This is a genomic window from Sphingomonas chlorellae (genome assembly GCF_056485145.1).
This window is the reverse complement of record NZ_JBQXXM010000003.1, coordinates 82,369-107,421: the sequence shown is the minus strand read 5'-3', so window position 1 is coordinate 107,421 and position 25,053 is coordinate 82,369. Positions and strand designations below refer to the sequence as shown.

The window sequence follows — 25,053 nt, the reverse complement described above, 5'->3', positions numbered from 1 at the left end:
GCGGACATCGCCGCCCCGAATGCGTCAGCGGTTGCGCAGTGCGCCCGCGACAAGCTTGTGCAAGCGGGAGTGGATCGCGTCGTTCGCCGCCAGATACTGGTTGCGTTCGCGCGCCATGTCCTGCCCGCGGAAGTCGGTGACGAAGCCGCCGGCCTCCTTGACGAGCAACAGCCCCGCCGCGACGTCCCACGGCTGGAGCGCCGATTCCCAATAGCCATCGAACCGGCCCGCCGCGACCCATGCCAGGTCGAGCGCCGCCGAACCCAGCCGCCGGATGCCTGCGACTTCGGGCGCAACCGCACCGAAGATCCGGCTCCACTCGACGAAATCGCCATGCCCCAGAAAGGGGATTCCCGTCGCGATCAGCGCCTCGGACAGCTCGCGCCGCGCCGACACGCGCAGGCGCTGGTCCTGCAACCACGCGCCGCGGCCCTTTTCGGCCCAGAAGCTCTCGTCGGTGAGCGGCTGATAGATCAGGCCGTGCGTGATCTCGGGCTTGCCCTGCGGCCCGCGCGGATCCTCGACCGCGATCGAGATCGCGAAGTGCGGGAGCCCGTGGAGGAAGTTGGTCGTGCCGTCGAGCGGGTCGATTATCCAGCGCGGCTTGTCGGGATCGCCCGCGATCTCACCGCCTTCCTCGAGCAGAAAGCCCCAGTCGGGTCGCGCCTTGCGCAGTTCCTCGACAAGCGTTTCCTCGGCGCGCTTGTCGGCCATCGACACGAAGTCGGCGGGGCCCTTGCGGCTCACCTGGAGGTGCTGGACCTCGTTGAAGTCGCGACGAAGGCGCGGGGCGGCCTTGCGCGCCGCGCGTTCCATGACGGTCAGGAGGCCGGAATGAGCAACCACGATGCGTCTCCTCCCCCGGCTTGCGCGAGGGGCTGTTGAAGAGGGTCCGAAAAAACCAGGGGAGGCGCATGGACCCTCGGCCACGCCCTCCCCTTCAGGTCTCCCGCACAGGGCGGGAGCGCGATCCGGTCAGTCGGCGCGGCGGACGTAGGTCTGCTCGTACACGTCGACGACGATGCGCGTGCCCGACGCGATGTGCGGCGGCACCATGATGCGCACGCCGTTGTCGAGCACGGCCGGCTTGTACGAGGACGAGGCCGTCTGGCCCTTCACCACCGCGTCGGCCTCGACAATCGTCGCCTCGATCGTGTCGGGCAGCTGCACGCTGATCGGCTCTTCGTCGTACAATTCCATCACCACGTCCATGCCGTCCTGAAGGAAGGCTGCGGCGTCGCCGAGCAGGTCGCGCGGCAGCGTGGTCTGGTCATAGGTTTCCTTGTCCATGAAAACGAGCATGTCGCCTTCGGGGTACAGGAACTGGAAATCCTTGGTGTCGAGCCGGACGCGCTCGACCGTCTCGGCCGAGCGGAAGCGAACGTTGTTCTTGCGGCCGTCGCGCAGGTTCTTGAGCTCGACCTGCATATAGGCACCGCCCTTGCCGGGCTGGGTGTGCTGGATCTTGACGGCGCGCCAGATGCCGCCTTCATACTCGATGATGTTGCCGGGACGGATGTCCACGCCGCTGATCTTCATGGTCGAGACCTGTCGCTGAGAAAGAGCTGAGGGCGGCCCTTTAGCGGCGCGACGCGAAACCCGCAAGCGCGAGCCCGTCCGGAGGACTGCTTCGCCGCTTCAGGGCCGGTCGCAGGCCGACATTCGCGACCCGCAGATCGGCGCCTTGGCGAAATCGGCCGTGGAACGGCCGCGGCACGCGCTGGCGCAATCCGGCATGAAGCATGCCCCGGCGCGCATGAGGTGCCGCCCCAAAGCGCCGCGACGGCGATCCGCCGCACTTCCCGCTTCGCGCCGTTCCGCCATCGGGTTGTTTCCGCAGTGCAACGCTGTGGACAGGCGCCGCTTCGCCCGGCACAAGCGCGCGATGCGCACGATGCTGGACGATGCCGAGGCGGTACTCGGGTCACCGCTCAGGAACCTGGCGACCATTCTCGTCTTCGTGCTCTGCGTCGTGGTGCTCGCGACGCTGGGCTATATGGCGGCCGGATGGAGCCTGCTCGATTCGGCCTATATGGTGCTGCTCACCATCTATACGGTCGGCTATGGCGAGGTCCGGCCGATCGACACGCCCTATCTCCATCTGGTGACCATCGGGACGATGGCGCTGGGATGCACGGGCATGATCCTGCTCACCAGCGCGCTGGTGCAGGTGTTCACCGTTTTCCAGATCCGACAATTATTCGGGGCGAACCGGATGCAGGACAAGATCGCGAAGCTCACCGGCCATGTGGTGATCTGTGGCTATGGCCGGATCGGCACGATGCTGGCGCAGGAGCTGACGCGCGCGGGAATGCCGTTCCTGATCGTGGAGCGCGGCGCCGAAAAACGCGGCGAGGCCGAGGCGGCAGGCTATCTGACGCTCGCTGGCGACGCGACCGAGGAAGAGGTGCTGGTCACGGCCGGGATCCAGCGCGCCCGCGCGCTCGCGACCGTGCTGCCCGACGACGCCGCCAACGTGTTCATCACGCTGAGCGCCCGCAACCTTAACGACCGGCTGGAGATCATCGCGCGCGGCGAGGCATCGACCACCGAGCGCAAGCTGCTCCACGCCGGCGCCGACCGGGTGATCTTCCCCACGCATATCGGCGCGGAGGCGATCGCGCGGATGATCCTTTACCCGAACAGCGAGATGCTGTCGGCCGAAGCCGAGGTGGCGACGGTGCGACGCGAACTCGAACGCATCGGGCTCGAGCTCGAGCAGGTCACTGCCGCACCCGATTCGGAGCTGTGCGGCAGGAGCGTCGCCGAGGCCGAACGCCAGTCGGGCGGCACGCTGTTCATCGTCCAGATCGACCGTGCGTCGGGACAGACGATCCCCCGCCCCGCCCCCGACGAGGTGATCGGCGCCGGCGACCGCATCACGATCGTGATGCGCGATGCCGCCGCGGCGGCACGCGCCGTGTTCGCGTCAACAAAGCCGTCGCACGGCCCGCGCGGCCCGCTCAACTGAGCGGCGCCGCCGGCCGGATCAACCACGCGGCGGGGCCAGCCGGGTCACGAGTCCGCCCATTTCGAACACCGTCGCCCCGGCGTCCAACGACAGGCCGAGCGCCGATCCGGCAAGCGTGCGCGCCGCCGCCTGGGCGTCGAGTGCGACGCGCAGCGCCTCGCCGCCGCGCTCGCGCGCGTGCGCCGCGATGAAGCTGGGCGCCCGTTCGAGGAACGCCTCGTAGCGCGGCTGCGCGGCCTTGGTGCCGAGCGCCCGGGCGAGCCGCGCACGGATGCGGTTGTCGGGGTCGCCGGTCGTCGCCAGCGCCGCCAGATCGTCCTCGATCGCGGCCATGTCGAGCCCGGCAAAGCCGAGCGCACGCCCCGGCGATCCGCCGCCCGCCCGCACCAGCGCCGCCAGTTCCGCCGCCGGAAGCTCGCCCAGCGTGTCGTGCAGAACCCGTGTCACCGCCGCATCGTCGAGCGGCTCGAACCGCAACAGCCGACAGCGCGACCGGATCGTCGGCAGCAGCCGTCCGGGCGCGTGGCTGACCAGCAGGAAGATCGTGCCCGCGGGCGGTTCCTCAAGATTCTTGAGCAGCGCGTTCGCGCCGCTGCGTTCAAGGTCGTCGATCGAATCGATCAGCACTACGCGCCGCGACGACAATGCCGGCTTGGTCGCGAACAGCGGCTGCAGGCTGCGCACCTGTGCGATGGTGATCGACCGCGCCAGCGCCTCGTCGGGCTTGTCGGGATCCTTGGGAAGCCGCACCAGCGCGCGGAAATCGGGATGCGCGCCGGTATCGAACAATCGCGCGGTTCGCGACCCGGCGGGCACGTCCCAGCCGGGCGTGAGGATGCCGGGCTCGGTCGCCTCGGCCAGCATCCGCCGCGCCGCGATGCGGGCAAAGCTCGCCTTGCCCACACCCTGCGGCCCGGCGAACAACCAGGCATGGTGGAGCGCGCCGCTGGCCATCGCGGCGGCGAGCGCGTGGTGCGCGGCCTCGTTGCCGATCAGCGCCATGCCGCGCCCCGTCCTCCCTCGCGCCGATCCGCGCGCTGTCGCGTCAAGCGCCGAACAGCGACCAGAAGCCCAGCCACACGCGGCGGAAGAACCCGGCCTGGCCCACATCCGCCTCGGCGACGAGCGGCAGCACCTGCTGCGGCATGCCGGGGCTATCGACGATCAGGTCGGCGATATGGTCGCCCGCCTTGATCGGCGCCTTGACCGGCCCGGTATAGACGAGCCGTCCCTGCATCTTGGGATCGGTGCCCGCCGGCACCGTCGCATTGAGCGCACGCGGTGCGATGACGCCGATCGCCGAACGGTCGCCGCCCTGCACCTCGACCTCACCGATGCGCTTGCCCTGGGCCGCGATCGGCTTGGCCTTCCACGCGCGGAAGCCCCATTCCATGAAACGCACCGATTCCTCGGCACGACCGCCATAGGTGTCGAGCCCGGCAACCACCATCACCAGACGGCGGCCATTCTGTTCGGCCGAGCCGGTGAAGCCATAGCCCGCCTCGTCGGTGTGCCCGGTCTTGAGCCCGTCGGCCCCCTGGACGCGGCCGAGCAGCGGGTCGCGATTGGCCTGGCTGATCGCGTCGCCCGCCCCCAGCGTGCGCCCCCAGGTGAAGCTGGGAAGCGAATAGAACTGCTTGTAGAGATCGGGGAAGTCGCGGATCGTCGCCGCGGCGAGATGCGCCAGGTCGCGCGCGGTGACATAGGTGCGACCGCCGTCGGGCCAGCCATTCGCCGTGCCGAAATGGCTGTTGGTCAGCCCCAGCTTGCGCGCCTGCTCGTTCATCAGGTTGACATAGGCTTCCTCGGTCCCGGCGACGCCCTCGGCGAGCACGACGCAGGCATCGTTGCCCGACAAGGTGACGATCCCCTTCAGCAGGTCGGCGACGGTCGGCTTCTCGCCCACCGCGAGGAACATCGTCGAACCCTGCGAATGCCATTTGCGCCACGTTTCGGGCCGCACCTCGATCTGGCGATCGAGCTTGAGCTCACCCTTCTTGATGAGCTCGAACGCGACATAGACCGTCATCATCTTTGCCATCGACGCGGGCGGCATCCGCCGGTCGGCATCCTTGGCATAGAGCACCGCGCCCGACGACAGGTCCTCCATATAGGCCACCGGCGCGGGGGTTTCGAACGGCGGGTTGGCCGCACGGGTGGGGAACGCAAGGGCAAGCGCCAGGGTGGACGCGGCGAACAGCTTCTTCATGGGTTTTCCCGAACTCCCGGGGACAAGTCAGTTGACGGCAAGAACGCGCGCGTCGGCATAACCCGCGCGGACGGCTTTGGCGCGTGCGGCATCGGCCTCATGCTGCGTGGCAAAGGGGCCGAGCTGCACGCGATGCAGCCCACCGCCCTGCTTTACGAAGCCGTGCAGCCGATGCGCAAGCGCTTGTGCATTGCCCGCGTTCGAAAGCGCGGCCACCTGCACGAGCCAGCGCCCGGCGGGTACCGCGGGCTTCGGGGCGGCGGGAGCCGGCCGGGACGCGGGCTTTGGGAGCGATGCGGGCAGAGGGGCCGGCTTGGGCGCAGGCTTCGGCAACGGCCTCGCCGCCGGGCTGGGCGCCGCTGCGGCCGGACGCGCGGCCGCCCGAACAGGCGGGATCGGCGATGACGGGGGCACGGCAACGGGCTCGGCAGCCGGCACCGGGCTGGCGCTGCCGGTCGCGAGCTGGCGCCGAAGCGCCTTGAGCAGCAGTTCGGGCGCGTCCATGCGCGCGGGCGCCGCACGCCCGGCATGGAGCGCCGCGAGTTCCTGCGGCGTCGCGACCACGGTGCGGACCCGCACCGGAAACCGCCCGGCCCCGGCGTGCCCCAACTGACGCGCCGCCGATGCCGACAGATCGATCGGATGGTCCGCGCCGGGCTCCATCGCGCCGGTGACGAGCACCAGGATCGTGCGGCCGTTGTCGAGCGCGGTCACCTCGACCGCAGTATCCGCCGGCAGGCTGCGATGCACCGCGACCACGGCCGAATCGGCGCCGTCGCCCGGGTCGACCGCACGAACGCCCGCGATCCCCACCTCGTCATAGCGCTGCTCGCCGGGCACGCGCTGCGACGAACCGCGCGGACCGGGCGCACGGGCGGCGGGATCGGCGTCGCGAATGTCGGGCCGGGCGTCGGGCGCGGGATAGCCGGCGCCCGGTCGGTCCTGTCCCGCCCCGTCCGCCAATGCCGTCCCCGGCACCAGCAGCGCGATCACCCCGGCCGCCGCGGCGATCCGCTCAAGAAGGAAGTTCGACTTCATCGGCCAGCAGCCCCACCGAAAGCGCATAGAAATTGGAGCAATTGTAATCGAGGATCACGCGGTAATTGCCCGTGAGCAGATAGGCCGTACGCCCCGGCCCGTCCGGCTCGATCAGCGTCGCCATCACGCTGTCGTCGGGCCAGGCGCGCGTGAGCGGCGCCAGCCCCAGCGCACGCCATTCGGCGATCGTCCGCCACTGGCTGTGACGCGCATGCACGCGCGGGCAGCGCGGCGAGACGAGCCGCGTCGTCATCCCGGCGCGGTCGAAACCGTCGGGCACACGGACGGCAAAGCCCCAGGGCTGGCCCGGCCGCCATCCCGCATCGGCAAAATAGGCGCCGATCGAGGCGAGCGTGTCGGCGTCGCTCGTCCAGATATCGGCCCGTCCGTCGCCGTCGCCGTCGCGCGCGAGGCGCAGATAGACCGAGGGCAGGAACTGCGGCCCGCCGAACGCCCCTGCCCAGCTTCCGACCAGCTTTTCGCGCGGGACGCCGCGGTCGATCATCTTGAGCGTGGCGATGAACTCGTCGGTGAACAACGCGCGCCGCCGCCCCTCATAGGCCAGGCTGGCCAGCGCGCGCGGCAGGTCGAACCCGCCCATCACGCGGCCATAATGCGTCTCGTGCCCCCAGATCGCGACCATCACCGATTCGGGCACGCCGGTCTGGCGCTCGATCGCCGCCAGCCGTCCCCGCGCGCGCTGATAGGCGATGCGCCCGTCGCGAATGCGCGCCGCGTCGACATGCGCGCGGCGATAGGGTTCGAACGGTGGCACGGGCGCGTTGGGCCGGCTTTCGGGCTGTTGCCGGTCAAGCGCGACGACGCGCGGATTATAGGTGAGCGTCGCGATCACCGAATCGACCGTCGCGCGACGAACGCCCGCGTCGAGCGCCTGGCGCGCGAGCGTCGGCAGATAGGCCTGGAAACCCGCCTCGTCCTGCGCATGCGCGGGTGCCGACACCCCGGCCATCACGGTCGCCGCCGCCACGCCGAACCACCATTTCCGCCACGAAAAACGCCGTCCCCACATATGGACCTAGTGCCACAGCCCGCCGTGCGGCTGAACCCCGCTTTGCCGGATTGAGCAAGATTTTCTGGCAAGTCGTCGCGTCTCGCGATAGCGGGTGCCGCACGCGGAGAGGTGGCCGAGTGGTTTAAGGCAGCGGTCTTGAAAACCGCCGTGGGTTCACGCTCACCGTGGGTTCGAATCCCACCCTCTCCGCCACACGGCCGCCGAACGGCGTTGCCATGCCTCGCGTCGATCCAATAAATCACCGATCGCGCAGTACGGCACACAATTCCCGTGCTATATCAACAATAACGCCTCCCCCGTATCGCCAGGTGCGGCAATCGACTTTCGCTTTCGCGCAAGATCGACACCAGATGCGCTTTACGGGCCACCTGTATCTTTTTGGCAACACGCCGCGTTTTGCCCGGAATTTAGCGTGTTGCATCCCACAATCGCGGCAACATGAACCGAACATGAAACAGATGTTCTTGGACAGTTGCAGCGACTGTAATCGAAATGCCAAGCGGCATTCGTAGCGGCGCCCCAGCTTCAGGAATCAGCCTGAGTCGGGGAAACCACCAAATGCAGAACATCACGCGGATCCGTCTGTCGCTGCTCGTCAGCAGCGCGCTGCTTGTTGCGGCGACTGCAACGCCCGCCATGGCCGACGATACCAAGGCCGCGCCCACGCCCGAAGTCGCCGCGCAGGACACCAACCAGGACGGCCTCGGCGAAATCGTCGTGACCGCGCAGAAGCGCGAGACCAACCTGCAGCAGACGCCGATCTCGATCAACGTGCTGAGCGAGGCCGCGCTCAAGGACCGCCATGTCCAGAGCCTTTACGACCTCGCCGACGGCGCGGTGCCCAGCCTGCGCGTCGCGACGTTCGAGGCCCGCCAGTCGGCGCTGACCGTCGGCATCCGCGGCATCGTTCCGCTCGACGCCAACCAGCCCGCGCGCGAGCAGGGCGTCGGCATCTATGTCGACGGCGTCTATCTCGGCCGCCAGCACGGCCTCAACGCCGCGCTGTTCGACGTCGAGCGCGTCGAGGTGCTCAAGGGCCCGCAGGGCACGCTGTTCGGCCGCAACACCGAGGGCGGCGCGCTGAGCATCGTCACCAAGGCGCCGAGCGGCGTGTTCGGCGGTCGCGCGACCGCAGGCATCTCCAACTATGGCGGCTACAATGCCGAGCTGCACCTCGACCTGCCTGAATACAAGAACTTCGCGGTCAAACTTGACGGCGTGCTTCAGCATCAGGATGCCACCACCAAGAACCCGCTCGCGGGCCAGACCGGCTGGAACTATTTCGATCGCCACGGCGTCCGCGCCGCGGTGCGCTGGCAGCCGGTCGACGGCATCACCAACGATTTCAGCTATGACAACGGCTATGACGCCAACACGCCGTTCTACAGCCAGCTGCTGAACTATAACCCGAATGGCTGCGTTGCCGGCACCCAGGCCGCGGTCCCGGGCTGTTATCTGCCGGGCACCGGCTACACCAACCTCACCGGCACGGTGAAGCCGCTGATGCCGGGCGTGGTCGTCAACGGCACCAGCCGGATGAAGACCGCCGACATCGGCGTGCCGCAGCAGCCCAGCGTCGACAAGACGCACGGCTTCACCAACAGCTTCAAGTGGAACTTCGGCCCGTCGCTCGAAATCCGCTCGATCACCGCATGGCGCGGCGTCACTGCGACCCAGTGGGACAATTCGGGCGGCGCGCACCGCGTGCCGGTCGTCAACCTGACCGCATCGTGCACCGCGACGGCGCCGTGCGCGTTCAGCCGCTACAGCCTCGCCGACCTCTACCAGCACCAGTTCAGCCAGGAGTTCCAGGCAGTCGGCACGATCGACCGCATCGATTACGTCGCCGGTCTCTATTACTTCAACGAACATGTCAGCGACGATGCCGCCACGCCGAACTCGAACGGTGCGGTCGCGATCGTGAACGGGTCGGGCCAGGTCACCGGCGCCAACTTCGTCGTGCTCGACCCCTGCACCGGCTCGGGCGGCTTCGGCTCGTTGCGCAACTGCCGCTCGATCGACCGTGCATCGGAAGTGTGGTCGAAGAGCTATGCCGCCTATGGCCAGGTGACGTGGAACGCCACCGATGCGCTGCACCTCACCGTCGGCGGCCGCTACACGCATGACAAGAAGCGCGGCGTGCTGCACTTCTCGCGCAACGTGAACTACGACGTGAACACCACCGCCGCGACCAATGCGGGTTACAAGCCGCTCGACAAGAGCTGGGATCGTTTCGACCCGATGGTCACGCTCGCCTATGACGTGAGCGACGCGGTCCACGTCTATGCCAAATATGCGACCGGCTATCGCGCCGGCGGCGCCAGCTCGCGTACCGCCAACTACCAGGCGTTCAACCCCGAAGACGTCAAGTCGTACGAAATCGGCCTGAAGAGCGACTTCTGGGACCATCGCGGTCGCTTCAACATCGCCGGCTACATCATGGACCGCCAGGACAGCCAGGTCGACATCAGCTCGATCCAGCCGTTCAACGGCAGCAATTTCAACAACCTGGTGACGATCAATGCGCCGGGAACGACCAAGATCCGCGGGATCGAGGCCGAACTGACGCTGCGGCCGGTCACCGGGCTGACGCTCAACGCGTCCTATGCCTATACCTACACCAAGATCCCGCCGGTGCTGATCAGCGCGACGGCAGGCGGGGCGACGAGCAACGTCTACCAGAACTTCTACATCGTCTTCACGCCGCGCAACGCCGCCAGCGGGTCGATCGATTACGAGACGCCGGTGGGCGGTGCCAAGCTGCGCTTCCACTTCGACGGAAACTATGCGCAGGCGACGCAGGCGTTCGACCAGTTCGCCACCAAGAACGATGCGTCGCTGATCTTTAACGGCCGGATTTCATTGGCAGAAATCCCGGTTGCCGAGGGTCGGACGATGTCGCTGAGCGTGTGGGCGCGCAACCTGTTCGACGAGCAGTATGTCTATCGCCGCGACCCGTCGAACAGCCTGCCCGGCGCGCCGAGCAGCAGCGTGACCACGGGCAATATCAACAACGTGCTGGGCGATTATGGCAACTTCAACGCCCCGCGCACCTTTGGCGGCGAGCTGAGCATCAAGTTCTGATCGCGGGGGCAGTGCCCCGCCAATGACGTGACGAAAGGGGCCGGAAGCCGCATTTCCGGCCCCTTTTTCGTCGTTCGCGCGCCGATCGTGCCGTTCGCGCGCGAATTTCAGCCGTTGCGGGGAAGCGAAAGGCGCACCGCCAATCCTGGCCCCGCATCGTCGAGCGCGAGCGTCCCGCGATGCAGCGCCGCGATCGCCTGGACGAGCGACAGCCCCAGCCCATGCCCCGGACGACTGCGGCTGGCGTCGAGCCGGCCGAAGCGACGCAGCGCCTGCGCGCGCGCCGCCGCGGCAATGCCGGGGCCGTTGTCGATCACCGCCAGCACGGCCTCGCCCGGCCGCGCCGAGACGGTGACGGCGATGCGCGTCCCCGGCGGCGTGTGGTGCACCGCATTCTCGACGAGGTTGACGAGCAACTGGCTGAGCAGCCGGACATCGCCGTCGATCCACACCGGCGCATCGGGCACCGCGACCGTGAAGGCGCGGCCGCTGTCCTCGACCATCACAGCCAGCGCCTCGCCCGCCTCGCGCGCCCAGCCCGCCAGGTCGATCGGGGCGAAGCCGCCGCGCGCGCTGCCGCCCTCGACCTCGGCGATGCGCAGGATCGCCGCGAACAGCGCCAGGATCTCCTCGGCCTGCGCGACCGCATCGGCGAGCGCATCGGCCAGCGGCGCCGCCTGGGGCTGCTGCGCGATCGCGACCAGCCGCCCGTGGAGCCGCGCAATCGGCGTGCGCAGGTCGTGCGCGATGTCGTTCGACAACCCGCGCAGGCTGTCCATCAGCGCCTCGATCCGGTCGAGCATCCGGTTGAACGTCACCGCCTGGCGCCCAAACGCGCTGTCGGGCGCCTCGACGGGCACGCGCGCGCGCAGATCGCCCTCGACGATCGCCTCCGCCGCCAGCCGCACCGCCTCGATCCGCCGCCGGATCGCGCGCGTGAGCACCAGCGTGCCGAGCAGCACGAGCAGCAGCACCGTCCCGAAGCCGATCGCAAGGATCGTCACGCGGCGATGGTCGTGATGGTCGATCGGCTCGCTTTCGATCACCAGCGTCAGCGTGTCGCCCGCCGGCAGCCCGAGCACGAGCGCGCGCCCGCGGCTGAGCCCGACGATCCCGGCGCGCGCATCGACGCCCGACAGCCCGCGCGGCAGCGGCGCAGCGAGCAGCATGTTGCCCGCCCGCCGGACCCCGCGCGCGTCGCGCAGCTCGAAACCGATATCGCCGCTGTCGCGCGCCTGCTGTTCGCGCCCGATCCGTTCGATCAGCGTCGCGCGGTTCGGCGCATCGGCGAGCAGTTCGTTCGCCTCGGCCCGCAGGCGCCGGTCGACCTGGCGATCGACCGCGCCCACCAGCGCGAAATACACGCCCGCGCCCGTGACCAGCACCGCCACCGAGATCGCCCCGGCAAAGGCGAAGGCGACCGCGCGGATGGTGCGGAATCGGCGCAAGGGTCAGGCGCGGATCATATAGCCGACGCCGCGGATCGTGACGATCGGATCGGGCAGCCCCGGCACCTCGAGCCGCAACCGCAACCGCCGGATATAAGCATCGACGATGTTGGTGGTCGGCACGAAATCATAGCCCCAGACGCGTTCGAGCAGCATCGCGCGCGTCATCACCGTGCCCGCATTGCGAACCAGTTCGGTGAGCAGCCTGAGTTCGGTCTTGTGCAGTTCGACCGACCGGCCCGCCCGCGTCGCGCGGTGTTGGACGAGGCTGACCGTCACGTCGCCCGCCGCGATCGTCGCGCTGTCGTCGGCGGGCGCGACGCCGCGACGCCGCAACACCGCGCGCATCCGCGCCTCGAGCTCGTCCGAATCGAACGGCTTGACCATGTAATCGTCGGCGCCCGCGTCGAGCCCCTCGATCCGTTCGCCCGTGCGCCCCAGCGCCGACAGCACGATCACCGGCGTCGCCACGCCTTCCTCGCGCAGCCAGCGCAGCGCGTCGACACCGTCGCCCGAGGGCAGCATCCGGTCGAGCAGGATCAGGTCATAGGGCGCGTTGGCGACCGCGCGTGTCGCGGCGGGAACGTCGCCCGCCGCAGCGACGCGATGCCCGCGTGCCGCAAGCTGGCCGACGAGCAGTTCCGAAAGCCGGGCATCGTCCTCGACGACGAGGATCGAGAGCGCCGCATCGCCCGGCGGGGTCGCGTTCGTCGCGTTCGAAGTCGCGTTCGGCGTGGAGGAAAGCTGGTGCATCACTGGTCAGGCCACTGCCCTGTTCGCGTCACCCCTGCGCATATCGCGGCGCGCGCGGGCAGTCGAGCGAAAGCGGGCGACGGGCGTAACGACCGGGCGGCACGACGCGGCCCCGCGATGAGGCACCGCGATGAGGCGCGATGGTGAGGCACGATGACGGGAGGGGGATCGGCGGCCCTAGGCGGGCGCAGCGGCCCGCAGCGGCGCGACCAGAAATGGCGCCGGGCGGAACTAGAGGGGATGGTGTTCCGCCCGGCACGCGCCCATGCGGACGCATGCCCTTCTCTAAGCCCCGGCCGGCGTGCCGGCTATTTCGGGGCGGCACTTAAGCGTTCGCCCGGAGGGGCAAGCCGCCGCCGCAACCGAGGGCATGGCGCCCCGCCCCGCGCGCGGCCCACCCGAACGAGCCCGGACGCGAACGACCCCAGACGCGAACAGCCCCGGCCTCCCATGCCGCGCAGCCCGGGGGCGGCGGCGGGAAACCGGGGCTGGTCACGCAACGCGTGATCGGGCCGCGAGAACGCGGCCCCACCCGATTACTTCTTGGTGAGCGAGAGCCCGCCGAAGCGCTTGTTGAAGCGCGCGACCTGGCCGCCCTGATCGAGCAGACGCTGCGAACCGCCGGTCCAGGCCGGGTGCGCCAGCGGGTCGATGTCGAGCTGCATCGTGTCGCCTTCCTTGCCCCAGGTGGAGCGGGTTTCGAACACGGTGCCGTCGGTCATCTGCACCTTGATCATGTGATAATCGGGATGGGTGTCTTTCTTCACGACCAAAATCCTTGAAAGGAGCCGCTGGTTACCGACCAGCAGCGGACGCGCGCGCCTAGCAGAGACACGCGCGCCATGCAACCAAAACGGGCGCGGCGCGCGCGCCCACGGCCCGGTCAGGCCTTGGGCGGGTCCGCGATCATCGCGGTGAATTCGCATTCGGTCGCGACTTCACCGTCGAGCATCGCCTTGCCGGCGAACTTGCAGACGCGCGCGCGCTTCTGCACGAACTCGACCTCGAGCTTGAGCAGCACGCCGGGTTCGACCGGCTTGCGGAACTTCACCCCGTCGATGCTCATGAAATAGACGAGCTTGCCCGAGCCCGCGAGGCCGAGCGATTCGACCGCGAGCACGCCCGCGGCCTGCGCCAGCGCCTCGACGATCAGCACGCCCGGCATGATCGGACGGCCCGGGAAATGGCCCTGGAAAAAGGCCTCGTTGATCGTCACCGCCTTCACCGCGACGATGCGCTGGTCGAGCACGAGCTGTTCCACCCGGTCGACCAGCAGCATCGGATAACGGTGCGGCAACGCCGCCATCACCCGCCCGATTTCGAGCGGGCCGATGTCGGTTCCCGTCACCGCAGCCTCGCTCACCGCGGCTCGGCCTGCTTGCCTGCGGCGGGCTTGCCAGCGGCCGGCGCCGCGGCGGCACCCTGCTGCTGCTGCATCGCGGCCTGATAGGCGCGAAGCTGGTTGAGCTGGACGAGCTGCTGCTGGATCGCGATCGTCTGGCGCGCGGGCTGCCAGTCGGCGGGCGCGGCGATCGCGACGGTCGGCGCGACCTTGTCGATTTCCTGCGCGATCGCGCTGCTGATGTCGACCGAGTCAGGCGCGTACATGAACACCTCGGGGCTGAGCACCACCGAGATCTTCTTGGCGTTGACGACGCGGAGCTGCGCCGCCTCGTACTGACGCAGGATCGATTCGACCGCGAACAGCTCGGCGCGGGCGACCGGCTTGGTCAGGTTGTTGATTTCCTCGTCGGCCTTGGTCTGGGCGGTGCGCAGACGGTCGAGCACGGGGTTCTTCGAATCCTGCGCCGCCTTGATCTCGGCGTCGTCGAGCTTCTTGTCCTTGTTGGTGTCGAGCTGCGCCAGCATCGGCTCGACTTCCTTCTGGAGCGCGTCGCGGCGCGCGCGGATCTGGTCGAACGTCGTCTTGTACGTCGTCTGGATCTGCTGGTTGGCCGCACCATAGGCCTTGGTCTGGGCGACGACGTCGGTCGGGTTGGCCGAGGCGATGCCGGCGACCTGCGCCTGCGCCGGCGCGGCGAAGGCAATCGCCACGGGAGCCGCGGCGAGCGCGGCGAGGATCAGCTTCTTCGAAGTCATCAGAATTGGGTCCCTACGTTGAAAGTCACGAGCTTGGTGTCGTCACCCTTCTGGTGGAGGATGGTCTTGGCCACGTCGATACGCAGCGGGCCAAAGGGGGAAGTCCAGTTGACGCCGAAACCGACCGAAAGGCGCGGGCTCGGCGAGTCGCCCAGGAACTGTTCGTAGAACGGCGAGGTGGTGTTCACCGCGCGCGTGTTGATCGACGTGCCCGAGCAGGCCGCGGTCGCGCTCGACGAATAGCCGACGCTGCAATAGGTGGTCAGCCCGCCATTGGTCGGATCGGTCGCCGGGACGATGTAGATCGGCTTGCCGGCGCTGTCGAACAGCTCGGTGACCTTGGGCAGCAGCGACGGCGAGCCGTCCTTGTTGTACAGCAGCTTGCCGCTCGCGTCCTTGGCCTGGTCGAAATAGGTGTTCAGCGCCGGCCGCTTGATGTTGAACAGCGAACCCGCCTGGACATAGACCGACGGCCGCAGCCCCATCTCGCGCGCGCCCGCGCCCAGCGGGATCTCGAGCTCGGCCTTGGTCAGGTAATAGGCCTTGCCGCCCAGCGGATCGTCGACGACATTGTCCTTGGCGGTGTTGAGCAACTGCGTGCCCGACGCCACGTCGCCGGTATAGTAGAAGCGCTTCACGCGCGGGCCGACGCCGCGGATGTCGAAGCCGCGGAACTGCGGTTCGCCGAGCAGGAAGCGATCGTTGATGCGGATCGTCTCGATGCCGTTCTTGGTGCTTTCGAGCGACTGGATATAGCCGCCCTCGGCCGACAGCGAGAAGATGAAGCCCTTGCCGATGTTCCAGAACTTCGCGCCCTCGAAGCGGCCGCGGATATAGCGGACGTCGCCGCCCAGCCCCGCGATCTCGACGCCCAGGCTGGCGCGCTGGCCGCGCGTCGGGCGCAGGCGGCTGTTGAGGCTGTCATAGATCAGCGACGCGCCGACGAGCGAGGTCAGCCGGTTGCCGACCGCGTCGCAATAATAGCGGCCCGCCTTGAGCGGATCGCAGACGCCGTCGGTGTAGAAGTTGTTCTTGTCGAGCGAGACCTCGTCCTTGCGCAGCGTGTAGCGCGTCGACAGCGTCCAGAACTCGGTCAGCGGCAGGCCGGCGACGACCTGGAAACCGGTCGACACCTGCGAATAGGTGGTGTTGCGGTTGGTGCCGATATAGCTGAACGAGTTATAGTCCTGACGGAACACCGACGCGCCGAGCGCGATGTTGGTGTCGAACAGATACGGCTCGGTAAAGCCGAGCGACACCGACTTCGAATAATAGGAATAGTCGGCGGCGATCGACGCCGTCTGGCCCATGCCGCGGAAGTTGTTCTGGCGCACCGAGGCCGAGAGGATGAAGCGCTCGAGGCTGGAGAAGCCGGCCGACAGCGTGAGCTCGCCGCTGGGCTTTTCCTCGACGTTCGCGGCGAGCACGATGCGGTCGGGCGACGAGCCTTCCTTGCGCTCGATCTCGAACTTGTCCTGGAAATAGCCCAGGCTGTTGATGCGGTCCTGCGAACGCTTGACCATGAAGGTGTTGAAGGCGTCACCCTCGGCCACGCGGAATTCGCGGCGAATCACCTTGTCGTGCGTGGTGCGGTTGCCGGTGATGTCGATCCGCTCGATATAGGTGCGGTTCGCCTCGCCGATGTGGAAGTTGAGCCCCATCGTCAGCGTGTCGTGGTCGCGCTGGAACTCGGGACGGACATCGGCAAAGGCATAGCCGAACGCGCCGGCGGTCTCGCTGAGCTGCTCGACCGTGTCCTCGACCGCCTTGGCGTTGTACCAGTCGCCCTGCTTGATCGGCAGCGCGGCGGCGAGCTTCTTGTCGTCGAAGTCGCGGATCGCGCTGTCGACCGTGACCGGCCCGAACTTGTAGCGGGGGCCTTCCTCGATCACATAGGTGATGATGAAGTCGCGCTTGTCGGGCGTCAGCTCGGCCACCGCCGAGATCACGCGGAAATCGGCATAGCCGTTGGTGAGGTAGAACTGGCGCAGCTTCTGCTGGTCATAGGCCAGCCGGTCCTGGTCGTAGCTCGTGTTCGAGCTGAGCAGATGCGCGAAGCCCGACACCTTGGTCGCCATCTCGCCGCGCAGCTTCTTGTCCGAAAACACCTCGTTGCCGATGATGTTGATCTGGCGGACCTTGGACTTGGGGCCTTCGTCGATCTCGAAAATCACGTCGACGCGGTTCTGGTCGAGCGTGACCATCTTGGGCTCGACGCGCGCGGCGAAGCGGCCCTGGCGGCGATAGAGCTCGATGATGCGCGCAACGTCGGCGCGGACCGCGGTGCGGGTGAAGATCTGGCGCGGGGCCAGCTTCACTTCCTTGCCGATCTTGTCCTGCTTCAGCCGCTTGTTGCCCTCGTAGAGGACGCGGTTGATGATCGGGTTCTCGCGGATGCGGATCACCAGGTCGCCGGTCTCGACGCCCTCGATCTGCACGTCGGCGAGCAGTTCGGAGGCGAGCAGGTCCTTGATCGCCTGGTCGACCGTCTCGTTGGTGTAGCGGTCGCCGACGCGCAGACGGGTGTAGGACAGCACCGTCTCCGGCTCGAGCCGCTGCGATCCCTCGACGCGCAGCGACTTGATCGTGCGCGCGGCCGGATCGGTCACCGCCTGGACGGGTGCGGGCGTCGCCACCGCCGCCGGGGCGGCCGGCGGCGCGGCGCGTCCCGGTGCGGGACGCCCGCCACGCGACTGGGCAAGCGCCGGCGCGCTGGTCAGCATCGTCCCAACCAACAGCGTCGCCACCGCGCGGGCACTCAAATTGCTATTCTTCGTCGTCACATCCAACCCCAGTGGAACTCGAGTAATGCCGCTTGCCCACGCGGACTTCGCAACCGCCCCTGCCTGAACCCCGTCACCCGATCAAGCCGGCGATATTCTTCCACACGCCCAGGCCGCTCAGATCGTTGAAGGTCACGAACAGCATCAGCGCAAGAATGACGATCAGTCCCCCGCGGAACGCCCACTCCACCATCTGCGGATCGGCGGGGCGCCGCCGCACCGCCTCGATGGCGTAGAAGAGCAGGTGCCCGCCGTCGAGCACAGGGACTGGCAACAAGTTGATGAATCCCAGATTAATCGAAAGCAGCGCGATCAGCCCGACAAAGTCGAACACCCCCATCGACAGCATCTGGCCCGAAATCTGCGCGATCTTCAATGGCCCGCCAAGCTCGCTCACCGGGACGCGGCCAAGGATCATCTGGCCGAGCCCGTCGACCATCATCTCGACGATCTCGCCCGTGCGGCGCACGCCGACCCAGGGCGCCTGCCACAGCGGCACCGGCACCACCGTCGGCGCGCCCGGCGCGATCCCCAGCACGCCGCGATGCGTGACGTTGCCGAATCGGTCCTTGAGGCTGCGGCTGCCGATCGTCACCGTTGCGGCCAGGGGCTGCCCGTCGCGTTCGAAGCGGATCGTCACCACCTCGCCCGGACGGATCGCGGTGAACTGCGCCATGTCGCCGAAATCGTCGACCGTGCGGTCGCCCATCGCGACGATGCGGTCGCCGGGACGCAGCCCCGCGCTCGCCGCCGCCGTGCCGGGCATCACCGCGCCGACCGTGCTGGGCGTGCGCACCTCGCCAAAGGCCGCAGCGAAACCGCCGAGGATGACGATCGCGACCAGGAAATTGGTGACCGGCCCCGCCGCGACGACGATCGCGCGCTGCCACAGCGGCTTGGCCTGAAAGGTCTGCGCGCGTTCGGCGGGCGGCAGCGCGATCCAGCCCGGCTCGGGCTGGCTGGCGGGGTTCATGTCGCCCGCGAAGCGGACATAGCCGCCCAGCGGCAGCCAGCCGAACTTCCACCGCGTGCCGCGCCGGTCGGTAAAGCCCGCGATCTCGCGCCCGAACCCGATCGAGAAGGCCTCGGCCTTCACGCCGAACAGCCGTCCGGCGAGGTAATGGCCAAGCTCGTGCACGAAGACGAGCGGGCCGATCACCAGCGCAAAGGCAAGGACCGTCAGAAGCAAACCGGGAGATTCGATCAAGCGAGGCAGTCCTTCACGCGCGCTTCGGCCCGGACCCGCGCCTCCGCGTCGATCGCCAGCACGGCATCGAGCGATTGCGGTGCCTCGGGATCGAAGCTGGCCAGGGTATCGGCAACGATTGCGGCAATTTCAAGAAAGCCGATGCGTCCGCCGAGGAAAGCGGCCACCGCCACCTCGTTCGCGGCGTTGAGCACCGCCGGGCGCGCGCCGCCCGCGACCAGCGCCTCGCGCGCCAGCCGCAGCGCGGGAAAGCGCACCGGATCGGGCGCCTGGAAATCGAGCCGGCCGACCTTTGCCAGGTCGAGCGGCGCGCACGGCGTCGCCATCCGTTCGGGCCAGGCGAGCGCATAGGCGATCGGCGTGCGCATGTCGGGCGTGCCGAGCTGGGCCAGCACCGACCCGTCGACATATTCGACCATCGAATGCACCACCGACTGCGGATGGACGAGCACGTCGAGCTGTTCGGCGGCGACCGGGAACAGGTGATAGGCCTCGATCAGTTCGAGCCCCTTGTTCATCATCGTCGCCGAATCGACCGAGATCTTGGCGCCCATCGACCAGTTGGGATGCGCGACCGCCTGGGCCGGGGTGATCGTCCGCATCGCCTCGGCCGGAGTCTCGCGGAACGGCCCGCCGCTGGCGGTGAGGATGATCCGCCGCACCGCGCGCGGCGCCGACGCGTCGAGGCACTGGAACACCGCATTGTGTTCCGAATCGACCGGAAGCAGCGTCGCGCCGTGCTGCGCGACCGCCGCGGTCATGATCGTTCCCGCCGAAACCAGCGCTTCCTTGTTGGCGAGCGCGATCGTGCCGCCGCGCTCGACCGCGGCCATCACCGGCTTGAGCCCGGCGGTGCCGACGATCGCGGCCATCGTCCAGTCGGCGCCCATCCGCGCGGCGTCGCACACCGCGTCGGCCCCGGCCAGCGCGGTCACGCCGCTGCCCGCCAGCGCCGCGCGCAGCGCGCCGTGGCACGCGGGATCGGCGATCACCGCCACCTGCGCGCGCACGCGCCGCGCGGCATCGGCCAGCTTGGCGACGTCGCGATGCGCGGTGAGCGCGACCACGTCGAAGGCGTCGGGATCGCGCTCGATCAGGTCGAGCGTCGAGGTGCCGATCGACCCCGTCGCGCCCAGGATGGTAACCCGTTTTACTGCCAAGCGAACTGTCCCGATTGAAACCAGAAATCGACGATCGCGCACAATGCCGCCGCCGGGGCCACCGGCACCAGCCCGTCGAGCCGGTCGAGCAACCCGCCATGCCCCGGCAGCAGCGCGCCCGAATCCTTCACGCCCGCCCGCCGCTTGAGATGGCTTTCGAACAGATCGCCCCCTTGCGACAACATGGCAAGCGGAAGCGACGCCAGGGCAAGCCCCAGCGACAGTCCGGCGGTCGCGTGGAGGATCAGCCCGAACGCGCCCGCGGCGATGCTGCCCGACAGAAAGCCCGCCCAGGTCTTGTTGGGGCTGACCCGCGGCGCCAGCTTCGGCCCGCCGATCGCGCGCCCGCCGAAATAGGCGCCGGTGTCGCACACCCAGACGAGCGCCATCGCCCACAGCGTCGGCACCAGCCCGAACGGCGGCGCGCGCAGCACGCACAGCGCCGCGACGGGCAGCCCGGCATAGAGCAGCCCCGCGCCGAACGCCGCCGAGCGCGCGTTGAGCCCGGCGCAGATCGCCGCGATCGCCAGCAGCTCGAGCGTGATCGGCAGCCCGAAATGAATGAACGGCGCCAGCGCGAGGAAGGGCAGCACGAGCAGCGCCTGACCCGCGCGCACCGCCGGGCCGGACACGCCGACCAGCCGCGCCCATTCGTCGACCATCAGCACGCCGACAAGCGCGAGCGCGCCCCAGAACCACGCGCCGCCCGCGACGATCACCGCCAGCGCGACGGCGACGAGTGCGACGCCGACGATGGCGCGCGTCGCGAGTTCGGAACGCGGCCGGCTCACAACCCGCCGAACCGGCGCTCGCGGCGCCCGAACTGCTCGATCGCCGCGGCGAGCGCCTTTTCGTCGAAATCGGGCCACAGCGTGTCGACGAACAGCAGCTCGGCATAGGCCGCCTGCCACAACAGGAAATTCGACAGCCGCTGTTCGCCCGAGGTGCGGATCATCAGGTCGAGCGGCGGCAACCCCGCGGTCGTCAGGTTCGCCTCGAACATCGTCTCGTCGATCGCGGCGGGATCGAGCAGCCCCGACTGGGCGCGCGTCGCCAGCGTCCGCGCCGCCGCCAGGATCTCGGCCTGCGCGCCATAGTTGAGCGCGATCACCAGCGTCGGCCCCGGATTGTCGGCGGTCCCGGCGATCGCGCCGTCGATCATCGCGACCAGATCGGGCGAAAGGTTGCGCCACGCGCCGATCACGCGCAGCCGCACGCCTTCGCGCGCCAGCTCGTCGAGCTCGTTGGCAAGGAAATGGCGCAACAGCCCCATGAGGTCGCGCACCTCGTCCTCGGGCCGGCGCCAGTTCTCCGACGAGAAGGCATAGAGCGTCAGCACCTCGATGCCGAGCGTGCGCGCCGCACGCGCGACGCGGCGCACCGCCTCGACACCCTGGCGATGCCCGGCGATCCGCGGCAGGAAGCGCGCCTTGGCCCAGCGGCCGTTGCCGTCCATGATGATGGCGACGTGGCGCGGCACCGGCCCCGGCGGCGCGCCGGGCGCCGGCCTAGCGGCCATGGCGCCCTGCCCGCCCGATGCCGGGCGTCGTTGCCGCGGAATCCCGGCGCATCACTTGCCCAGGATTTCCTTTTCCTTCGCCGCCGCCGCCGCGTCGATATCGGCGATCGTCGCGTCGGTCAGCTTCTGGACCTCGGTTTCGTGGCGCTTGCGCTCGTCCTCGCCGAACACGCCCTTCTTCTCGTCGGTCTTGAGGCTGTCCATGCCGTCGCGGCGCACGTTGCGCGCGGCGATGCGGGCCTTTTCCGCATATTGGTTGGCCAGCTTGGCGAGCTCCTTGCGGCGCTCTTCGGTCAGGTCGGGGATCGGCAGGCGCAGCGTCTGGCCGTCGACGATCGGGTTGAGGCCCAGGCCCGCCGAACGGATCGCCTTGTCGACCGGCCCGACATTGGTCTTGTCCCACACCTGCACCGAAAGCATGCGCGGCTCGGGCGCCGACACGGTCGCCACCTGGTTGATCGGCATCTGCGCGCCATAGACCTCGACGGTCACGGGATCGAGCAGCGTCGTCGATGCGCGGCCGGTGCGAAGCCCGGCGAGATCGTGCTTCAGCGCCTCGACCGCGCCCGCCATGCGGCGCTCGAGGTCGGCCTTGTCGTAAGCAGCCATGAATGGCTCTCCTCTTATGCGGTTTGAGCTTGGTCCTGGACGATCGTGGACGTTCCCTCGCCGCGCAGCACGGCCGAAAGATTGCCCTCGTCGCGGATGTTGAACACCACGATCGGGATATGATTGTCGCGGCACAGCGCCACGGCCGATGCGTCCATCACCTTCAGATTGTCGGCGAGCACGCGGTCATAGCTGAGCGTGTCGTACCGGGTCGCGCCGGCGACCTTCTTCGGATCGGCATCATAGACGCCGTCGACGCTGGTGCCCTTGAACAGCGCGTCGCAGTTCATCTCGGCCGCGCGCAGCGCCGCAGTGGTGTCGGTGGTGAAAAACGGCAGGCCCGTGCCCGCGGCAAAGATCACCACGCGGCCCTTTTCCATGTGCCGCTCGGCGCGGCGGCGGATATAGGGCTCGCACACGCTCGCCATCGGGATCGCCGACTGGACGCGCGTCTGGATGCCCACCTTTTCGAGCGCGTTCTGCATCGCCAGCGCGTTCATCACCGTCGCGAGCATGCCCATATAGTCGGCGCTCGCGCGGTCGAAGCCCTGCGCCGCGCCCGCCAGCCCGCGGAAGATGTTGCCGCCGCCGACCACCATGCAGATTTCGAGACCGGCCTCCACCGCCTCCTTCACCTCCGCGGCGACGCGGTCGCACGTCGCGGGGTCGATACCGAACTGGCCCTGGCCCATCAGGACCTCGCCCGAGAGCTTGAGCAGGATGCGATTGAAGCGGGAAACGGTCATGGAAGCCTTGAATCGGGGGGAAAGAAGCGGCGCGGACCTTAGAGGCGCGGACCCGCCGCGACAAGCGCCGATGGCCGCAAGCGCCGGGAAAGCATCGGCGCGCGCGCGCCGGTCGCGCGCTGCGGCGACGCCCGAAACGACGACGGGCGCGGCCACCCGTGGGTGCCCGCGCCCGCGCGTTCGATCGAAGGACGACCTTACTTGGTCAGGCCGGCCGTCGCCGCGACCTCGGCCGCGAAGTCGCTCTCTTCCTTCTCGATGCCTTCGCCGAGCTGGAAGCGGACATAGTCCTTGAGCACGATCGTCGTGCCGGCGTCCTTGGCGGCCTTGGCCACCACGTCGGCGACGGGGGTCTTGCCGTCCATGACGATCGGCTGGCTGAGCAGCGCGTTTTCCTTGGCGAACTTCTTCACCGCGCCCTCGACCATCTTGGCGACGATCTCGGCGGGCTTGCCGCTCTCCGACGCCTTTTCGGCGGCGATCGCGCGCTCGCGCTCGATCACTTCGGGGTCGAGCGCGTTCTCGTCGAGCGCGAGCGGGAAAGCCGCCGCGACGTGCATCGCGATCTGCTTGCCCAGCGGCTCGAGCACGTCGACGCCCGCGTCCGATTCCAGCGCGACGAGCACGCCGATCTTGCCCAGGCCGGGAGCCGCGGCATTGTGGACGTAGGAGACGACCGCACCCTGGCTCACCTGCACCGCCTTCGCGCGACGCAGCACCTGGTTCTCGCCGATCGTCGCGATGTTCGCGGTCAGCACTTCCTCGACGGTGCCGCCCTGCGCCATCTTCGCCGCCTTCAGCGCGTCGATGTCGGCGCCCTGCTCGAGCGCCAGCGCCGTCACGCCGCGCACGAAGTTCTGGAAGATCTCGTTCTTGGCGACGAAGTCGGTCTGCGAGTTGACCTCGACCGCAACGCCCTTGGTGCCCGCGACGGCGACGCCGACCAGACCCTCGGCCGCGGTGCGGCTCGACTTCTTGGCGGCGGTGGCGAGGCCCTTGGTGCGCAGCCAGTCGACCGCAGCTTCCATGTCACCGTTGTTTTCCGCAAGCGCCTTCTTGCAGTCCATCATACCGGCGCCGCTCTTCTCGCGCAGTTCCTTGACGGCGGCTGCAGTGATCTCGGCCATGTTCAAAATTCCTCTGATTAAAGGATCGGGCGAGGCAGTGCTTCGCGCCCTGCCCCGCCCGGATTACAATGCAATGACGCGCTTGCGCGCGGACGCACCGGTCAGGCGTCGATCTGGCGCTCGGCCTCGATCGCTTCCTCGACCGGCGGAGCCTCGGCGGCGCCGATGTCATAGCCCGCGTTCAGCAGCGCTTCGTGGCCGCCGCGCGTCGCGGCGATCGACACCGCCTCGCAGTACAGGCGGATCGCGCGGCTCGCGTCGTCGTTCGCCGGAACCGGGAACGCGATGCCGTCGGGCGACACGTTCGAGTCGAGGATCGCGACGACGGGGATGCCCAGCGTGTTGGCTTCCTTGATCGCCAGCTCTTCCTTGTTGGCGTCGATCACGAACATCACGTCGGGAATGCCGCCCATGTCGCGGATGCCGCCGAGCGACAGCTCGAGCTTGTCGCGCTCACGGGTGAGCTGCAGCACTTCCTTCTTGGTCAGGCCGCGCGTGTCGCCCGAAAGCTGCTCTTCAAGCGTCTTGAGGCGCTTGATCGAGCCCGAGATGGTCTTCCAGTTGGTGAGCATGCCGCCCAGCCAGCGGTGGTTGACATAGTGCTGGCCCGCACGACGCGCGCCGTCGGCGATCGGCTCCTGCGCCTGGCGCTTGGTGCCGACGAACAGCACCTTGCCGCCCGCGGCGACGGTGGCGCTGATGAACTCGAGCGCGCGCGCGAACAGCGGAACGGTCTGCGACAGGTCGATGATGTGGACGCCGTTGCGGTCGCCGAAGATGTAAGGCTTCATCTTCGGGTTCCAGCGGTGCGTCTGGTGGCCGAAATGCGCGCCCGATTCGAGCAGCTGCTGCATGGTGACGACGGGTGCCGCCATAGGGATATCTCCTTCCGGTTGAACCTCTGGGAGGCGGACATCCGGAAACCGTTCCGGACACCGGGCTATGATGCCTCCCATGCGGGTTGAGGCCGCGCGCTTACTCCACAATGCCGGCCATGGCAAGCCGGAACGCGGGGCTTGACGCCGGAACATTGTTGGAACATATGGGGTCCATAGCGCGGACGACGGAACAGAAGGCGACCGCGCACCGTTGGAACCGCCCGATGCAGGACGCCCGGCGACAGGGCGACCGCACGGGTCGTGAAGGAGGCGCTGGAATGACTGGTCTCGCCATTGCACTGCTGTTCGGTGCCGCGTTTGCGGCGGCCCTGTGGACGCTGGTTTCAAGCGTCGCCGCCCAGCGCCATCGCTTCGCCGAGCTGTTCCG

The 25,053-nt window shown here is 68.5% G+C and carries 22 protein-coding genes and 1 tRNA gene; 3 read left to right on the top strand and 20 right to left on the bottom strand.

The annotated features are described in order from the left end of the window. Positions 1–24 precede the first annotated feature (24 nt). Entirely contained in the window at positions 25–846 is an 822-nt protein-coding gene (locus tag ACT3CF_RS09270) for an inositol monophosphatase family protein (RefSeq protein WP_478422115.1), read from the bottom strand. A 129-nt stretch (positions 847–975) separates the two neighbouring features. After that, on the bottom strand, positions 976–1,539 hold the full coding sequence (gene efp / locus ACT3CF_RS09265) for an elongation factor P (protein WP_478422113.1): 564 nt from the start codon (positions 1,537–1,539) through the stop codon (positions 976–978). A gap of 346 nt (positions 1,540–1,885) precedes the next feature. Between efp and ACT3CF_RS09260 the strand changes: the two genes are divergently transcribed. Then, on the top strand, positions 1,886–2,971 hold the full coding sequence (locus ACT3CF_RS09260; protein ID WP_478422112.1) for a potassium channel family protein: 1,086 nt from the start codon (positions 1,886–1,888) through the stop codon (positions 2,969–2,971). 18 nt (positions 2,972–2,989) lie between these two features. On the opposite strand, the gene ACT3CF_RS09255 is transcribed toward ACT3CF_RS09260, so the two are convergent. From ACT3CF_RS09255 to ACT3CF_RS09240, 4 genes are read right to left on the bottom strand one after another with little or no spacing between them, the layout of a single operon-like run. Then, on the bottom strand, positions 2,990–3,973 hold the full coding sequence (locus tag ACT3CF_RS09255; RefSeq protein ID WP_478422110.1) for an AAA family ATPase: 984 nt from the start codon (positions 3,971–3,973) through the stop codon (positions 2,990–2,992). Between the two features lie 43 nt (positions 3,974–4,016). Beyond that, a complete protein-coding gene (locus ACT3CF_RS09250; protein ID WP_478422108.1) occupies positions 4,017–5,180 on the bottom strand; it encodes a D-alanyl-D-alanine carboxypeptidase family protein in 1,164 nt (387 codons plus the stop codon). Positions 5,181–5,207: 27 nt separating this feature from the next. Beyond that, positions 5,208–6,218, bottom strand: a complete 1,011-nt coding sequence (locus tag ACT3CF_RS09245; protein ID WP_478422106.1) for an SPOR domain-containing protein — start codon at positions 6,216–6,218, stop codon at positions 5,208–5,210. Continuing rightward, positions 6,196–7,188, bottom strand: coding sequence for a lytic murein transglycosylase (locus ACT3CF_RS09240; protein ID WP_478422793.1), 993 nt, complete (start codon positions 7,186–7,188; stop codon positions 6,196–6,198). The genes ACT3CF_RS09245 and ACT3CF_RS09240 overlap by 23 nt, the downstream gene beginning before the upstream one ends. 165 nt (positions 7,189–7,353) lie before the next feature. Here ACT3CF_RS09240 and ACT3CF_RS09235 point away from each other — a divergent pair. Further along, positions 7,354–7,443 (top strand) — tRNA-Ser (locus ACT3CF_RS09235). Between the two features lie 366 nt (positions 7,444–7,809). Next, a complete protein-coding gene (locus tag ACT3CF_RS09230) occupies positions 7,810–10,335 on the top strand; it encodes a TonB-dependent receptor (RefSeq protein ID WP_478422104.1) in 2,526 nt (841 codons plus the stop codon). A 107-nt stretch (positions 10,336–10,442) separates the two neighbouring features. On the opposite strand, the gene ACT3CF_RS09225 is transcribed toward ACT3CF_RS09230, so the two are convergent. From ACT3CF_RS09225 to rpsB, 14 genes are all read right to left on the bottom strand, one after another. After that, a complete protein-coding gene (locus tag ACT3CF_RS09225; protein WP_478422102.1) occupies positions 10,443–11,783 on the bottom strand; it encodes a sensor histidine kinase in 1,341 nt (446 codons plus the stop codon). A gap of 3 nt (positions 11,784–11,786) precedes the next feature. Continuing rightward, a complete protein-coding gene (locus ACT3CF_RS09220) occupies positions 11,787–12,536 on the bottom strand; it encodes a response regulator transcription factor (protein ID WP_478422100.1) in 750 nt (249 codons plus the stop codon). Positions 12,537–13,072: 536 nt separating this feature from the next. After that, positions 13,073–13,303 (bottom strand): 50S ribosomal protein L31, encoded by a 231-nt coding sequence (gene rpmE, locus ACT3CF_RS09215; RefSeq protein ID WP_478422098.1) that lies wholly within the window; start codon positions 13,301–13,303, stop codon positions 13,073–13,075. Between the two features lie 116 nt (positions 13,304–13,419). Next, complete coding sequence (gene fabZ, locus ACT3CF_RS09210) at positions 13,420–13,899, bottom strand: 3-hydroxyacyl-ACP dehydratase FabZ (protein ID WP_478422096.1); 480 nt, start codon at positions 13,897–13,899, stop codon at positions 13,420–13,422. Beyond that, positions 13,896–14,636, bottom strand: coding sequence for an OmpH family outer membrane protein (locus tag ACT3CF_RS09205; protein ID WP_478422094.1), 741 nt, complete (start codon positions 14,634–14,636; stop codon positions 13,896–13,898). Before ACT3CF_RS09205 ends, fabZ begins: the two co-directional genes overlap by 4 nt. After that, on the bottom strand, positions 14,636–17,359 hold the full coding sequence (gene bamA, locus ACT3CF_RS09200; RefSeq protein WP_478422791.1) for an outer membrane protein assembly factor BamA: 2,724 nt from the start codon (positions 17,357–17,359) through the stop codon (positions 14,636–14,638). The genes ACT3CF_RS09205 and bamA overlap by 1 nt, the downstream gene beginning before the upstream one ends. A gap of 133 nt (positions 17,360–17,492) precedes the next feature. Continuing rightward, positions 17,493–18,626 carry an RIP metalloprotease RseP gene (gene rseP / locus ACT3CF_RS09195; RefSeq protein ID WP_478422092.1) on the bottom strand — a complete coding sequence of 378 codons (1,134 nt, stop codon included), beginning with the start codon at positions 18,624–18,626 and terminating at the stop codon, positions 17,493–17,495. Next, positions 18,623–19,786 carry a 1-deoxy-D-xylulose-5-phosphate reductoisomerase gene (locus ACT3CF_RS09190; protein ID WP_478422090.1) on the bottom strand — a complete coding sequence of 388 codons (1,164 nt, stop codon included), beginning with the start codon at positions 19,784–19,786 and terminating at the stop codon, positions 18,623–18,625. The genes rseP and ACT3CF_RS09190 overlap by 4 nt, the downstream gene beginning before the upstream one ends. Further along, complete coding sequence (locus tag ACT3CF_RS09185) at positions 19,777–20,577, bottom strand: phosphatidate cytidylyltransferase (RefSeq protein WP_478422088.1); 801 nt, start codon at positions 20,575–20,577, stop codon at positions 19,777–19,779. The genes ACT3CF_RS09190 and ACT3CF_RS09185 overlap by 10 nt, the downstream gene beginning before the upstream one ends. Next, positions 20,574–21,305: an isoprenyl transferase gene (locus tag ACT3CF_RS09180; RefSeq protein WP_478422087.1), complete on the bottom strand. Its 732-nt coding sequence runs from the start codon at positions 21,303–21,305 to the stop codon at positions 20,574–20,576. The genes ACT3CF_RS09185 and ACT3CF_RS09180 overlap by 4 nt, the downstream gene beginning before the upstream one ends. A 51-nt stretch (positions 21,306–21,356) precedes the next feature. Then, complete coding sequence (gene frr / locus ACT3CF_RS09175; RefSeq protein WP_478422085.1) at positions 21,357–21,914, bottom strand: ribosome recycling factor; 558 nt, start codon at positions 21,912–21,914, stop codon at positions 21,357–21,359. A gap of 14 nt (positions 21,915–21,928) precedes the next feature. Next, positions 21,929–22,660, bottom strand: coding sequence for a UMP kinase (gene pyrH, locus ACT3CF_RS09170; protein WP_478422083.1), 732 nt, complete (start codon positions 22,658–22,660; stop codon positions 21,929–21,931). Positions 22,661–22,857: 197 nt separating this feature from the next. Then, complete coding sequence (tsf, locus tag ACT3CF_RS09165; RefSeq protein WP_478422081.1) at positions 22,858–23,787, bottom strand: translation elongation factor Ts; 930 nt, start codon at positions 23,785–23,787, stop codon at positions 22,858–22,860. Positions 23,788–23,888: 101 nt separating this feature from the next. Beyond that, the gene (rpsB, locus tag ACT3CF_RS09160; RefSeq protein ID WP_478422079.1) at positions 23,889–24,662 is read right to left on the bottom strand and encodes a 30S ribosomal protein S2; all 774 of its coding nucleotides are present in this window, start codon (positions 24,660–24,662) and stop codon (positions 23,889–23,891) included. Positions 24,663–25,053: the final 391 nt, after the last annotated feature.

Bases quoted from the DNA above. Each gene is read 5' to 3' on its own strand.
- efp (WP_478422113.1), bottom strand. From the start codon at position 1,539: ATGAAGATCAGCGGCGTGGACATCCGTCCCGGCAACATCATCGAGTAT.
- ACT3CF_RS09260 (WP_478422112.1), top strand. From the start codon at position 1,886: ATGCGCACGATGCTGGACGATGCCGAGGCGGTACTCGGGTCACCGCTC.
- ACT3CF_RS09255 (WP_478422110.1), bottom strand. From the start codon at position 3,973: ATGGCGCTGATCGGCAACGAGGCCGCGCACCACGCGCTCGCCGCCGCG.
- ACT3CF_RS09250 (WP_478422108.1), bottom strand. From the start codon at position 5,180: ATGAAGAAGCTGTTCGCCGCGTCCACCCTGGCGCTTGCCCTTGCGTTC.
- ACT3CF_RS09245 (WP_478422106.1), bottom strand. From the start codon at position 6,218: ATGAAGTCGAACTTCCTTCTTGAGCGGATCGCCGCGGCGGCCGGGGTG.
- ACT3CF_RS09240 (WP_478422793.1), bottom strand. From the start codon at position 7,188: ATGGCCGGGGTGTCGGCACCCGCGCATGCGCAGGACGAGGCGGGTTTC.
- ACT3CF_RS09230 (WP_478422104.1), top strand. From the start codon at position 7,810: ATGCAGAACATCACGCGGATCCGTCTGTCGCTGCTCGTCAGCAGCGCG.
- ACT3CF_RS09220 (WP_478422100.1), bottom strand. From the start codon at position 12,536: ATGCACCAGCTTTCCTCCACGCCGAACGCGACTTCGAACGCGACGAAC.
- ACT3CF_RS09205 (WP_478422094.1), bottom strand. From the start codon at position 14,636: ATGACTTCGAAGAAGCTGATCCTCGCCGCGCTCGCCGCGGCTCCCGTG.
- bamA (WP_478422791.1), bottom strand. From the start codon at position 17,359: ATGCTGACCAGCGCGCCGGCGCTTGCCCAGTCGCGTGGCGGGCGTCCC.
- ACT3CF_RS09180 (WP_478422087.1), bottom strand. From the start codon at position 21,305: ATGGCCGCTAGGCCGGCGCCCGGCGCGCCGCCGGGGCCGGTGCCGCGC.
- frr (WP_478422085.1), bottom strand. From the start codon at position 21,914: ATGGCTGCTTACGACAAGGCCGACCTCGAGCGCCGCATGGCGGGCGCG.
- pyrH (WP_478422083.1), bottom strand. From the start codon at position 22,660: ATGACCGTTTCCCGCTTCAATCGCATCCTGCTCAAGCTCTCGGGCGAG.
- tsf (WP_478422081.1), bottom strand. From the start codon at position 23,787: ATGGCCGAGATCACTGCAGCCGCCGTCAAGGAACTGCGCGAGAAGAGC.
- rpsB (WP_478422079.1), bottom strand. From the start codon at position 24,662: ATGGCGGCACCCGTCGTCACCATGCAGCAGCTGCTCGAATCGGGCGCG.